General features: G+C 34.5%; 14 protein-coding genes. 13 read left to right on the forward strand and 1 reads right to left on the reverse strand.

Annotated features, from left to right (window positions below):
* Positions 1-34 precede the first annotated feature (34 nt).
* The 9 genes from MHH98_RS01205 to MHH98_RS01245 all read left to right on the forward strand — a co-directional run bounded on the left by MHH98_RS01205 (position 35) and on the right by MHH98_RS01245 (position 7,135).
* The gene (locus tag MHH98_RS01205) at positions 35-724 is read left to right on the forward strand and encodes a VOC family protein (RefSeq protein ID WP_038186350.1); all 690 of its coding nucleotides are present in this window, start codon (positions 35-37) and stop codon (positions 722-724) included.
* A 155-nt stretch (positions 725-879) separates the two neighbouring features.
* Positions 880-1,851 (forward strand): S66 family peptidase, encoded by a 972-nt coding sequence (locus tag MHH98_RS01210; protein ID WP_281489841.1) that lies wholly within the window; start codon positions 880-882, stop codon positions 1,849-1,851.
* Positions 1,852-2,024: 173 nt separating this feature from the next.
* Positions 2,025-2,216, forward strand: a complete 192-nt coding sequence (locus MHH98_RS01215) for a hypothetical protein (protein ID WP_038186346.1) — start codon at positions 2,025-2,027, stop codon at positions 2,214-2,216.
* A 124-nt stretch (positions 2,217-2,340) separates the two neighbouring features.
* Positions 2,341-2,670 carry a PadR family transcriptional regulator gene (locus tag MHH98_RS01220; RefSeq protein ID WP_038186345.1) on the forward strand — a complete coding sequence of 110 codons (330 nt, stop codon included), beginning with the start codon at positions 2,341-2,343 and terminating at the stop codon, positions 2,668-2,670.
* Positions 2,667-3,785, forward strand: coding sequence for a DUF2812 domain-containing protein (locus MHH98_RS01225; protein WP_076034752.1), 1,119 nt, complete (start codon positions 2,667-2,669; stop codon positions 3,783-3,785). Before MHH98_RS01220 ends, MHH98_RS01225 begins: the two co-directional genes overlap by 4 nt.
* Positions 3,786-4,140: 355 nt before the next feature.
* A complete protein-coding gene (locus MHH98_RS01230) occupies positions 4,141-4,461 on the forward strand; it encodes a PadR family transcriptional regulator (protein ID WP_038186340.1) in 321 nt (106 codons plus the stop codon).
* Positions 4,458-5,480, forward strand: coding sequence for a DUF4097 family beta strand repeat-containing protein (locus tag MHH98_RS01235; RefSeq protein WP_038186338.1), 1,023 nt, complete (start codon positions 4,458-4,460; stop codon positions 5,478-5,480). Before MHH98_RS01230 ends, MHH98_RS01235 begins: the two co-directional genes overlap by 4 nt.
* A gap of 113 nt (positions 5,481-5,593) precedes the next feature.
* Positions 5,594-6,487, forward strand: a complete 894-nt coding sequence (locus MHH98_RS01240; RefSeq protein ID WP_076065573.1) for an NAD-dependent epimerase/dehydratase family protein — start codon at positions 5,594-5,596, stop codon at positions 6,485-6,487.
* Positions 6,488-6,622: 135 nt separating this feature from the next.
* Positions 6,623-7,135, forward strand: a complete 513-nt coding sequence (locus tag MHH98_RS01245; protein WP_038186334.1) for a DUF2179 domain-containing protein — start codon at positions 6,623-6,625, stop codon at positions 7,133-7,135.
* A gap of 56 nt (positions 7,136-7,191) precedes the next feature.
* On the opposite strand, the gene MHH98_RS01250 is transcribed toward MHH98_RS01245, so the two are convergent.
* Positions 7,192-7,593, reverse strand: a complete 402-nt coding sequence (locus MHH98_RS01250) for an NUDIX hydrolase (RefSeq protein WP_038186332.1) — start codon at positions 7,591-7,593, stop codon at positions 7,192-7,194.
* Positions 7,594-7,879: 286 nt separating this feature from the next.
* Between MHH98_RS01250 and MHH98_RS01255 the strand changes: the two genes are divergently transcribed.
* The 4 genes from MHH98_RS01255 (at position 7,880) to MHH98_RS01270 (ending at position 13,047) form a co-directional block, all read left to right on the forward strand.
* Entirely contained in the window at positions 7,880-8,485 is a 606-nt protein-coding gene (locus tag MHH98_RS01255; protein ID WP_038186330.1) for a lysophospholipid acyltransferase family protein, read from the forward strand.
* 123 nt (positions 8,486-8,608) lie between these two features.
* Positions 8,609-8,890: a helix-turn-helix transcriptional regulator gene (locus MHH98_RS01260; protein ID WP_038186329.1), complete on the forward strand. Its 282-nt coding sequence runs from the start codon at positions 8,609-8,611 to the stop codon at positions 8,888-8,890.
* A gap of 199 nt (positions 8,891-9,089) precedes the next feature.
* Complete coding sequence (lepB, locus tag MHH98_RS01265) at positions 9,090-9,626, forward strand: signal peptidase I (RefSeq protein ID WP_038186327.1); 537 nt, start codon at positions 9,090-9,092, stop codon at positions 9,624-9,626.
* Between the two features lie 292 nt (positions 9,627-9,918).
* Positions 9,919-13,047, forward strand: a complete 3,129-nt coding sequence (locus tag MHH98_RS01270; RefSeq protein WP_038186325.1) for an MMPL family transporter — start codon at positions 9,919-9,921, stop codon at positions 13,045-13,047.
* Positions 13,048-13,198: the final 151 nt, after the last annotated feature.

The following is a 13,198-nucleotide window of genomic DNA, read 5'->3' on the forward strand; positions in this document are numbered from 1 at the left end:
AAATATGATGGAAGTATCGATTGGAGGGCATGTGATGATTATCCAAAAAGTGAGTTTGTATAGTTCAAATTTAGAAGAAACGAAGAATTTTTATGTGGAGAAATTAGGCTTTGGACTTTTAACCGAAAGTATTAATAGTTTTGAAATAGCTGTTGGTACAAGTATTTTAGAACTTAAAGAATATGAAGGGAAAGGTATGCCGTTTTATCACTTTGCACTCAATATACCTAGTAATTTATTTCGAGAAGCCAAAAAATGGATTATGCAATTAGTATCTTTAAATAATGATGAAGAAGGTAATGATGAAGTACATTTTGAATCAGCTAAAGCATTCTCATGCTACTTCGAAGATCCTTCTGGTAATATTGTTGAGCTGATTTCACGTTATGGCACTTCTCCACAAACCAAACTAACTGAACCTTTTTCAGCAAGGAATCTATTAAATATTAGTGAAATAAATGTTACAACAGATGATGTTTTGAAGGTTGGTAATGAATTACAAAAAATTGGTATTACCCTAACAGATGAGGAGCCATTAGAATCGAATGCTCTAAATTTTTTAGGCGAAAGGGAAGATGGGGCATTTTTTTTATTAGCGCCTACTAAGAGAATATGGTATTTTTCGACGAAAGAAGCAGTTAGTTATCCATTGTTGATTCAGTTGAAAGACGGCCGATTTGTTGAAGTGAACGAAAATGGAAAAATTTCTATTGGAACAAAATGATACTTTCAAAAAAAGCTGCTCTAGTGGTTTTTTTTATTTTGAAGTAGACTATTCTGAATTTAGTGATAGAATATGTAAAAGTATTTTTGTAGGGGGGAATTGTCATAGATAATATTAAGCCGAAAAGGTTAAAGGTAGGTAGTACAATCGGAATTATTGCGCCATCGTCAGGCATAGCAGCTGATTGTCCCGGTCGTTTGCAGAGAGGAATTGAAGCGATTAAGAAAATGGGCTATAAAGTAGCTATTGGTGAGCATGCGACAAAGAGCGACCACTATATGGCTGGCACAGTAGATGAAAGATTGGTTGATTTACATGCGATGTTTAGTGATCCAAAAATTGATGCGATTATTACGACAATTGGTGGAACCTGTTCACATCAATTACTAGATAAAATCGATTATGAACTAATTAAAAAAAATCCCAAAATATTGATGGGCTATAGTGATATTACAGCTTTGAATATCGCTATATATGAAAAAACATCACTTGTTACATATTTGGGACCAGCGATTTTACCTCAGTTCGGTGAATTAAATGGGTTAATGGATTATACATATAATTATTTTCAAAAAACATTGGTTGAAGTAGATACTGTTGAGATTAACAGTTCATCATACCGAGTATTGGAATCATTATCTTGGGACAAAGAAGATACGAGGGAGCGTGTTAAAGAGTTTAACTCTGGTATGCAAGTTTTCAAACAAGGGGAAGCAAGAGGCAAGATTATCGCAGGAAACGTTGGGGTTATGTTGCTTTTAGCAGGAACGGAGTACTTTCCAAATGTGGATGGAGCAATTCTCTGTTTAGAAGATGATGAAGGTGAATGTCCAGAATCAATAGATCGCTATTTTACGCAACTCCGACATATGCAAGTATTTGATAAAATTTCTGCGTTAGTCATTGGACGATTCCACCCATCGGTAGGTTTTGGAGATAATCACGATAATGGGTTATTGCACACTATTCTACAAAGAGCTACAGAAGGATATGATTTCCCGATTGTTTATAATGCTGACTTTGGTCACACAGATCCGATGTTCATTTTACCAAATGGTATTCAGGCTTCAATTCAAGCAAATAAAAACGGAATTGCATTTCGCTTTTTAGAAACAGCTGTACAATAATTATTAGAAATAACGGTGTATCAGTTGACCTAAAAGAGCAGATATAAAATTTCATGCAGAAACATAGTATTTAATAATGAAATAATAACATTCTTTTACTAGCAGGTTCATATTTATCATGGTACTATCGAAATAAATAAAACCGAAATTTTCAAATAAAGAGGCGAAGTAATTTGTTGAAAGGTTTACCATTATACATGGTGCTAATCGCTGTTGGCTCCCTTAGTATCACATTTGGTATGACGCGTAATTTACCTTTGACGATGCAATGGGTATTACTTATTAGTGGCACGATTTTGAACATCATTAGCTTAATCGGACTTTTTATATTTTTGGCAAAGCAAGACTCGAATAAAAAAGCATAACTGCTAAGAAGGCTATCCTGATAAAATGGGATAGTTTTTTATTTTTGGAAAATAATGTTGATTTAATATGTCGCAGCGTGATATAGTCGAAATGTGACATAGTTGGAGTAAAAAGAGGTATCGCATGAATATAGAGCAAATCATTAAAAGTTATAGCCCCATGACTGAAACTGCTTTTTATATATTATTGTCATTATCAAAACCGAGGCATGGTTACGGCATTATTAAGCATGTAGAAGAAGTCACAAATAATCGCTTAAAACTTGGATCGGGAACGATTTATGGAACGTTAACTAAGATGGAACGTGACGGTATAATTACCATGTATGCAGATGAAAAGCGTAAGAAAATTTATGAAATAACAGATGGTGGAAAAGCGTTGATGAGACATGAAATGAAGCGTTTAAATGAATTGTATGTGAATGTCGCAAAATACAAGGGGGCTTTTGAGTGACCATAAAAAGGTGGAGACCGTTTTGGAGTTATCGCATTGAAGAGACGGAGCAATGGTTAGCTGAAATGGCGCATGATGGCTTGCAACTATCGCATATACAACGATTTAGTCGCCTATTTCAATTTGAAAAAGTCGCATCAATTGAAACAATTTATCAAATCCAATATGGCAAGTCAGCTCAATTGGCAAAAACGCTACAAAATAATGGGTGGCATGAAGTTGTGAGAGCAAAGCATTGGCTTATCGTGAAGAATAATCATCCATCTATTTCCCTCTTTCCCTCAAGAGATGGTGTTTTGAGACGTATTAGTTTTCACGAGGATAAATGGAGCCGTTTTGCAATTATTAGCGCATGGATACTATTTATCATTTTCATGCCGTTTTGTTTAATGTTATTTATGTTGGACTTTGAAGATTTGGCACCTATTTGGTGGATGATTCCTATATCAATTATTATTTTAGCGGTTAGTAATATTAGGTTAAGTTTCTTTTTAAAAAGGCAATTAAAGGCTTTAGAAAAGAAATATTTTAATACATCGATCGATCAGGTGCAGGCAACAGGAAAGGTATTTAGAAAAAAGAAGAACAATTGGGTGTATTTTCCTAAAATGTTAGAGAAGTGGTTAATGGAAATGGTTGCACAAGGTAATAGATTAGTAAAAGTAAATGGGGATTTCTTTATATTTGAAGATGGCCAAAATGAAAAAGTCTCTTATGTTTGCGAAATGAGAAAACGAGTAGAGCCTTCTTATTTCGATATGCATAAAGAAGCAGGATGGCAACTAAAACATAAAACAACACAACGTTTCGGTTCTTTTTTCATCTGGGCAAAGCAATATAAAGAGGGAGAAACAATACCAACCTTAGGGCATGATATTACTGAAGAGCGAAAGCAAACTTTTGGAACATACTTAAAGCAAAGTGCATCACTTCTGTTTTTGATAGTATTAAATTTAACGAATTTATTACTTCGTATTAAAGAGTATAAATTTGGTGGCGATATCGGTGACAAAACTGTTTTAGGAATATTAGCAATAGTAGTGTTGCTAAGCGTAAGTATATTAATAAATGTCTCATATAAGTATTTCTATAAAGAACGAAAGCTTTATTCATAGGCGGAGATATATATGTGGCTGTTGGTAGGATGTATTATTTTTAGTGTGATTACTTTATTACTTGTAATTTATGCTTTGTGAAAAAAGATTTTTTATTCAGTTCATATATGATGTTATCTCTAGGGTTAGTCATTGTATTTAGCGGGGTACAGGAATTCAAAAAAACCGAGCAAATGGCATGATGTTTTATTGTGTTTCGGCAGTAATAATTTTTGTTGTTTCTTATACAATAGTTTAGTTACGAGCTACCCTACAAAAAAAGGATAGCTTTTTTATTAAATTCAGTACCTTGCAATGAACAATAGACATATGTTATAGTACTGTTTAATAAACAATAGTGAAGGGAGGAAGCTGTATGAACGTGCAATTTAAAAAGGGTGTCTTGAATTTATGTGTGTTAGCTTTACTTGAAAATCAGGATCGTTATGGATATGAGCTAGTGCAAGCTATTTCACATCAAATTGAAATTTCAGAGGGCTCTGTTTATCCATTGCTTCGTCGTCTCACGAAAGAAGGCTATTTTACCACTTATTTAAAGGAATCAACTGAAGGACCGCCACGTAAGTATTACCAAATTACAAAGCAAGGTTTAATTTATCTAGAAGAATTACGCCAAGAATGGGATTCATTTATTGCTGGAGTAAATCATTTAATCCATGAGGGGGATACAAAATGAATGAGGAACGTTATTTGCAAGCACTAGAAAAAGAGTTGGATTGTTTAAAACAAGATGAAAGACAGGATATCATTCGGGATTTTCGTGAGTATTTTTCAAATGGACGTAGTGAAGGGAAAACAGATACTGCAATCATTGATGCCCTTGGGACGCCAGCACATATTGCTGAGGAATTATTAAAGGCTTATGGTGATGAGGATATGAAGGTGACGGAGGAACAGCCTAAAGGGGAGTACTTTACGAAAGTAAGTATAGAGGCTGATTTTGCAGACTTAGATATTATTCCATCACCAGATGACCGTGCATATGTTGATATGAAAGATCAACTAAGCAATAAGTTGATTTCAATGGATATTGTAGGAGATACACTTAAAATTGTTATTAAAGAAAAGAAAAAATGGTTCGCGTTTGGCATAATTTTAACATTCGGCAACGCACCTAAAGTGACGATTAAATTACCTAAACGTATGTATGATATGATTCGAATTGATAACGATAATGGTGTAACGAAAGCGGAACAATTACATGCTATTTTAATGCATATCGAATCAGACAATGGTCGAATTATATTAACAGATAGTGCCTCTACAAACTTACATGTAGAAACTGACAATGGCCGTATTACGTTAAAAGATGTTCAATGTAAAACATTAAAAGGTGAGACGGATAATGGACGTATAGAGTTACATCATGTACAAACAGAGACAGTTAAGGTTAAAACAGATAATGGCCGAATCGACATTCAAGAAGTAACAGGTACCATTGAAGCTGAAACGGATAATGGCCGTATTGAAGCTTTTATTCCTATTATCACTAAACCGATCTCTTTGGAAACGGACAATGGTAGCATTCAATTATACGTAAAAGAAAAGCCAGATAATGCTACGATTCAGACTAAAAAGGATATGGGGAAGAGTATAATTTTCGGTGAGAAAACGAAAAAATTAATCTTGGGCAATGGTCTATTACCAATCTCCTTAAAAACAGATAACGGTAGCATTACTGTTGCAGAAAAATAATATCTAGCCCCTTGTGCATTTTGTACAGGGGGCTTTGCTGTAGTTAAAAATATATAAATGACGAAATATTTGCTAAAATAAGAATGGTAGAAATTTCATAAGGGGGAGAGATTATGAAGAAAATTTTAGTACTAGGTGGCACGCGTTTTTTTGGCAAGAGATTAGTTGAATTGTTAGTAGAGGATGGACATGATGTAACTATTGCTACACGTGGAATTTTAGCAAACCCCTTCGGTGATAAGGTACGACAAGTCACAGTAGATAGACTAAATGCCAAAGTGCTTAAATCAGCAGTAGGTAGTGAACAATGGGATATTGTATATGATAATATTTGTTATTCACCAGATGATGCAGCGGTGGCTTGTGCTATCTTTGATAAAAATGTAAAGCATTATGTTTTCACTTCAACATTATCCGTGTATGCAGCAGATGGAATTGCTAAGATAGAAGAGGATTTTGATCCTTATACTTATCCAATTCAAATGGGAGATCAACATGCATTTTCATATAGCGAAGGGAAACGTTTATCCGAAGCTGTATTTTTCCAAAAAGCAACGTTTCCAGTAACAGCAGTTCGATTCCCAATTGTAATTGGTGAAGAGGATTATACAGAAAGACTACTTTTCCATGTGGAGCATGTGAAAAATGAGGAAGAAATAGGAATGATTAATACAGAAGCACGTATGTCCTTTATTTCATCTGATGAAGCTGGCACCTTCTTAAAATGGGTTGGGCAAGAGCATGTTACGGGGCCTATAAATGCAACATTAAAAGGCACCTATTCATTAGCAGAAATGCTAGAAATAATTGAAGAAGAAGTTGGTAAAAAGGCGATTGTTTCAGCTGAAGTGGAACAGGAAAATATTTCACCTTATAATATTCCGGATTCTTGGTATATGGAAACTTCAAAAGCAGAGTCAGCAGGTTATACATTTGCAACATTGGATAGTAGTTTTCCACAGCTTGTCCACAAGCTTGTACAAGGAATACATCACAAAACTAGATAAATAAATCATTTGATATGAAAGGGGCTACTATTTTTACAAGTAGCTTCTTTCATTTTTAAGTGTATAAAGCTATTTTTCGGGAACTATAAAAATATGTAAAGAATCTATTTCGAATGCGACTAGGAGTTGAAAACTATGATTGAAATGATTTTACTAATCATTGTGATTAACATTTCTTACATGACTTTAACAACGCTACGGTTAATTTTGGTCATTAAAGGCTATCCGAAAGTTGCGTCCCTGCTCTCGATGGTAGAAGTATTTATCTATTTGATGGGATTAACGATTGTATTAGACAATTTGGATAATCCGTGGAATATCGCTGCTTACTGCCTAGGTTGGGGATTAGGTGTTTATTCGGGAAGTTTAATTGAACAGCGTCTGGCGTTAGGCTATGTACTATTTGAAGTAATAGTAGATGCAAGTGAAGCAGCACTAGTTGGAGAGTTACGTGCTAAAGGGTATGGCGTCACTTCATGGTTTGCAGATGGTAAAGATGGCAAGAAAATCAGTATGACAGTAATAGCCAAGCGCAAAAATGAAGCAAAATTACGTGCAACAATAATAGGCATATCGCCAAAGGCATTTGTTATCTCTTATGAACCAAGTAAGCTCAATGGAGGATTTTTAGTAAAGCAAATGCGCTAAATGAAATAAAGAAGAAGCATCATATCATCTAGTTTTCTAGACAGTATGATGCTTTTTTAGTCAGTAGAATCATTATCCATAAGGATCCTCACAACTTCTATTGGGCGTACGTCTAGTTCATTTATTTTTGTGAGGGGTATCCAGACAGCTTCATATGTACCGCCTTCAATTGTAGATTTTGTGAATTCTTCACCTTTTCCTGTGCCAAATTCGCCAGATATTATTTGAGCTGTGAAATAATATTGTGTACCATTGAATGGAACGGTTGTGAGTAATTCTATGACCTTTACGTGAACACCTAGTTCTTCAAAGGTTTCCCTAATCGCTGCTTGTTCAGCTGTTTCGCCATGCTCAATTCCACCCCCAGCGAAAACATAATAGTTACCATGACCTTTGTTTCTTCTCAATAAAGCTACTTTATCTTCGCAGATAATGACAGCAGCTGCTCGATTCCGCATAAACATACCTCATTTAACTTAAAATGTTTGAAAAAACAATTTATTATAACCTTTTTTTGTACATTTGGTACAAATTTTATAAATATCGATTACAATAATAGGTAGGGGAATGTAGAATTATGGATTCAATGTATGAACCACCTATTCGTTGCTATCGTTTGAATATAATTTCTTTTGTAGATACTCTCTCTAGTATAGATTATTAGAGCTCTTCAAAATAGTAACAATCGCAATAAATGGATATCGCTGAAGATAGATATTCATAGTGCAAGTAAGGAGTAGAAAAGTGTATAGATTTGTAGGTCTTTTTGTAGTAAAGTTTTTAGGTTTATTTAATAAGGTGAGAGTTTTTGACAAGCACAATGTGCCAACAGAGGGTGGTTATGTTGTAGCTTGTACTCACACAGGTTGGATTGATATTTTGAATCTTGGTGTTTCTATATACCCAAAACCTATTCATTTCATGGCTAAGAAGCAACTTTTTGATCATAAGCTACTAGGTTGGTTTATTACGAAGATGAATGCTTTTCCTGTAGATCGTGATAACCCAGGACCAAGTGCAATTAAAATACCAATGAAGTTGTTAAAAGAAGGTGAAGTAGTAGGTATTTTCCCAAGCGGAACACGAAATGCGGAAGGAAACTCTTTAAAGCAAGGTGCGATTACAATTGCTCAATTATCAAAAGCACCTATTGTACCAGCTGCATATATTGGGCCGAATACACCGCGTGAAGTGTTTGCTCGTGAAAAGGGCTACCTTATCTATGGTGAACCCATTTATATTACGGCTAAAGGAAAAGCTGGAAGAGAAGAATTTACGCATCTTCTTGAAGAACAATTAGCTACGTTACAGAAGAAGCTAGAAGAGAAAATTGCTCATGACGCTAGCTGATTTTTTATCAGTTAGTGACTATAAAACAACATAGAGTATATCTACTTACTGCGGGGGCAAATCAACTTTAAAGTAGCTGAAAAAAGAATCGTTAATACACAATTTCTTTTAGGGGTGGAGCGTATGGTTACTGTTGATTTTTATGAAAGAGATGAGAAAGTTGGAGGTAAGTCTCCGTTAGAAGTAATGGCAGAAAAGCGTAGTCAGCTGATTTTCAAACAAAGAATGTCAGTTGGACTTACGCAATCTGAATTAGCGGTACAGGCAAATGTAACGCAGAAAACGGTAAGTCGAATTGAACGTGGAGATACAAAAGTACGTGAAACGACTTTACAAAAGGTTTATGATGTTTTGGGGATAACGGAAGAACATCTTATTGTATTAAAGGACCATCCAAATACATAAAGAAATACTTTTTTTAAGTGTCATATCAACTTTGATATGGCACTTTTTTTAGGCTCAATTACATGGGAGAGGGATTTAAGGGGTGATTTTTTAAATAGTTGTTGTGAAAAAATTGCGTTAATGGGATGGTAGATGGGATAATATAACTAATGCTGAGTGAATGAATATATGGAATACCTTTAGTAGGGGGAGAGTTTAAGTGGAAAAAAGTCAAAAGAGAGAGCTAATTTCATGGTTACGTCCCATTATCATCGCTGTTATTATTGCTGTTGTTTGTCGCCAGTTTTTGATTGCACCTATAACAGTTAGGGGAGAGTCAATGGAGCCAACATATGTTGATGACAATAAAGTTCTAATAAGTAAGTTAAGTCATATTGAAAGATTCGATATAATTGTATTTGATGCGCCAGACTCAGACGAGAAATATATTAAAAGGGTAATTGGCTTACCAGGTGACCATGTAGCAATGAAGGATGACATTCTTTATATAAATGGTAAGGAATATGATGAGCCTTACTTAAATACGAAGAAAGAAAATTTATTGGAAGGCCATTTTACATATGATTTTACGTTAGAAGAAATAACAGATGAAAAAGTAGTACCTTCTAACAGCTATTTTGTTCTTGGAGATAATCGTTTGGAAAGCTCTGATAGTAGAGAATATGGCTTTATTTCAAAAAATGCAGTGAAAGGCGAAGTGAAGCTTAAGTTTTTTCCTATATCAATAGCTAAATAAGGACATGTGATGGATTATTTAAGATGTAAAAAGGTTTTTAAATTAAACTACACAAATGAAATTGAAGAGACTCATAGAATGAAGTCAAAAAGGTCGTCCTATAAAGGAGGATCTTTTTTATTTTGTGAAAGTCTATGAAAAATAATAAAAAACTATTTATATATATTTACATCTATCAAATAATTATAATAGATATGAAATATACATTAAAAAGTCAGCGGGGAAATTATAAGATAATTGAAGAAGTGAGCGTTTAATAATATGTGTTTTTTAGAATAAGAGGTGTAAAGAGTTGAAAAAGTACATAAATGTAAGGTCGGTAGCATTAGTAGCATGGCTAATAATAACAATAGTTATGATTTTAACAATGCCTAATATGGACCGGCTTGTTAAGGAAAAAGGTCAACAGCATGTAAGTAATGCAGTGCAAAGTGGAATTGCGGCTGAGATGATGAAAGAAATGAATGATAATAGAGGAGATCACTATTCCTTCACTGCAGTCTTCCATAGTAATACGGATAAAAAATTATCCGGTGAGCAATTAGAAGAAATTGATGCAATAATAACTCGTTTAAAAAAACACGAAAATGATTTAGGTATTACAGCCATGATGGCACATACAGACAGTAAGGAAGTGAAATCGCAGCTTGTTTCAGAAGATGGGACAACCATCTTGACACAATTTACAATAGATAAAAAGCAAGGTGAAATTTCAAATGTTGAGAAAGAATTAAATACATATATTCAATCAAAAAATGTAGATACATATTTAACTGGAAATGACTTGGTCATTAGAGATTTTGCGAAGTCTACACAAGATGGTGTTGCAAAGACAGAAGTTATTGCCATTATGTTTATTGTAGTTGTATTAATTCTAGTTTTTCGTTCACCGGTAGTTCCATTGATTTCTTTAGTAACAGTTGGTATAGCTTACATCGTTTCTTTAGGAGCTATCGCACATTTAGTGGATAAGTGGGATTTTCCATTCTCCAATTTTACACAAGTGTTCCTAGTCGTTGCGCTATTTGGTATCGGTACAGATTACAATATCTTACTGTATACCCGGTTTAAAAAAGAACTTAGAGGTACTAGCGATTATTTAGTAGCTATAAGAGCAACTTATAAAACTGCTGGGAAAACTGTTCTGTATAGTGGAGCAGCTGTGTTTATAGGTTTTATAGCATTGAGCCTTTCAGATTTTCCTTTATACAAGGCAAGTTCACTCGTTGCAATAGGTGTGGGGGTCTTATTACTTGTCCTTATCACATTGAACCCCTTCTTTATGAGCGTACTAGGTAAAAAAATGTTCTGGCCAGTTAGAAGTTTCGAAGGACATGGTGATAGCAAGCTATGGTCAATTTTAGCGAAGTATGCCTATTTTAGACCTATTTTAGCGCTGCTTTTAGTAGCCATTATATGTACACCGTTTATAATGAAAAATTCAGGTGAATTGAATTACAACGATTTACTTGAGATTGCCGATAGCTATGAGTCGAAGCAAGGGATTAAAGTTATTGAGGAGCATTTCCCACCAGGTTTCTCATCTCCAACAAATATCGTTATTAAAGGGAGAGAGACTTTAGATAACCAAAAGTATCTACAAGCACTTGATGAATTAACACAAGCTATTGCAGAAATAAACGGTGTTTCAAAGGTGTATTCATCAACTAGACCTGAAGGGAATCGAGTGAAAGAACTTTACTTGAACCGACAAACTGATCAAGTTAATAGTGGCTTAGGAAATGCACAGGAGGGCATCGAAGTTATTCATAATGGTTTATCAACGGCTGGGGATGGACTTAGTAATGCAGATGATAGTGGGATTGAAAATGTTCAAAAGTTAATTGACGGTACTACAGAAGTTAAATCAGGCATATTAGCATTGAATTCTGCAATGGAGAAAATAACGAGTGGCTTCCAACATGGTGTAACAGGAGCAGGTCAAATTCAAACAGGCTTACATGAATTGAATACCAATATTGCGAAACTGTCCGATGGTACTAGAGAATTACAGGATGGTTATGCAGATTTATATACTGGCCTAAATACATTTTCACAATATTTTTCATCCTTGAGTGATGCAATTATCGGCGCTAGACAAGGGTATACACAGATTGAAATTTCTATGAGGGCTCTGATTAAAACAAATCCTGAATTAGAAAATGATGAAAATATAAGAACTGCTCTACGTATAGCGCGAGCGGGTCAGCTAGAGTTCTTGGTATTAAAAAACCAAATGAATAGAATTGAGCCACAGTATAAGAAGGCGATGAATTCATTCAATAAAGCGAATATTTCATTCTCGAAAATTAATAATGCCTTAACGTATGTTCAGCAGGGAGTAAAGCAACTTGAAATTGGAGCACAAGAATTAAAATCAGGATTGGATAAAGGTGAAAATGGATCTGAGCAAATTGTTAGTAATCTACCCTATTTACAAACCGGACTAACTCAAATTAATAATGGTCAGGAGCAATTGAAATCAGGACTTTCTGATTTACAAGAAGACATGAAAACTTTACAAAAAGGTCTTGCTGATAGTACAGATGGTTTAAATGAAATTAGTGCAGGTCTAGCGAATGCACAAGATTATTTAGGAAACGTTAGTAACTCAAAATCAACTACGAAATTCTTTGTTCCTAAGAATGTTATAGAGGGGGAGGATTTCCAAAAAAGCTTGGATATGTACATGTCTGAAAATCGAGAAATGACAAGATTAATGGTCATTCTTGATGTTAATCCATACTCAAAAGAAGCAATGCATATCGTTGAAAAAATCAATGAACGTATTGAATCAGTTTCAAAAAATAGCGAGTTAAAAAATACGCAAATTGCAGTAGGTGGGAAATCTTCTCAAAATCTAGATTTACAAGATATTTCGAGCAATGATTTTACGAGAACTATGATCATTATGCTTATAGGTATTGGAGTGGTACTAGCTATTATTACACGTTCACTTTGGAGACCAATAATCATTATTGCTTCATTAATCATTGCCTATTACTCATCACTTGGAATTAGCGAATTAATCAGTAAATATATTTTAGATATCGATGCATTAAGCTGGAATGTTCCTTTCTTTGGCTTCATTATGCTAATTTCATTAGGAGTAGATTATAGTATTTTCATGATGATGCGATTCAATGAACTTGAACAGAACTCGAGTGAAGCAATAATAGAGGCAGCAAAAAATATTGGTGCGGTTGTATTATCAGCAGCGATTATTTTAGGTGGTACATTTGCTGCGTTGATTCCTTCAGGCATTTTGACATTGATACAAGTAGCGCTAGTTGTCATAGTGGGACTTGTATTAATGAGTCTACTATTGATGCCAATCTTCACACCGGCAATGTTTGGTCTAACTCATAAACTTAGACATTTTGGTGATAAAAAAAAGTTTAGTAATAAAAAAACTCTTTAAAAGAATAAAATGTAAGCTACTTTGCCATTTTGAAAGAGATGTGTAGAGTAGCTTATATTTTTATCTTGAATGGGTATTCTGACTATTCGTGACTAGGTGCATAAATAGATGGGTAAAAATATATGAAGTTAGAGTAATAAGGAGATGTATT

This window comes from Viridibacillus sp. FSL H8-0110 (assembly GCF_038003565.1).
Classification (GTDB): Bacteria; Bacillota; Bacilli; order Bacillales_A; family Planococcaceae; genus Viridibacillus; species Viridibacillus arenosi.

Excerpts from the sequence above, each read along its gene's own strand:
- MHH98_RS01260 (WP_038186329.1), top strand. The coding sequence starts at position 8,609 with ATGGTTACTGTTGATTTTTATGAAAGAGATGAGAAAGTTGGAGGTAAG.
- MHH98_RS01245 (WP_038186334.1), top strand. The coding sequence starts at position 6,623 with ATGATTGAAATGATTTTACTAATCATTGTGATTAACATTTCTTACATG.
- MHH98_RS01235 (WP_038186338.1), top strand. The coding sequence starts at position 4,458 with ATGAATGAGGAACGTTATTTGCAAGCACTAGAAAAAGAGTTGGATTGT.
- MHH98_RS01250 (WP_038186332.1), bottom strand. The coding sequence starts at position 7,593 with ATGCGGAATCGAGCAGCTGCTGTCATTATCTGCGAAGATAAAGTAGCT.
- MHH98_RS01220 (WP_038186345.1), top strand. The coding sequence starts at position 2,341 with ATGAATATAGAGCAAATCATTAAAAGTTATAGCCCCATGACTGAAACT.
- MHH98_RS01230 (WP_038186340.1), top strand. The coding sequence starts at position 4,141 with ATGAACGTGCAATTTAAAAAGGGTGTCTTGAATTTATGTGTGTTAGCT.
- MHH98_RS01205 (WP_038186350.1), top strand. The coding sequence starts at position 35 with ATGATTATCCAAAAAGTGAGTTTGTATAGTTCAAATTTAGAAGAAACG.
- MHH98_RS01240 (WP_076065573.1), top strand. The coding sequence starts at position 5,594 with ATGAAGAAAATTTTAGTACTAGGTGGCACGCGTTTTTTTGGCAAGAGA.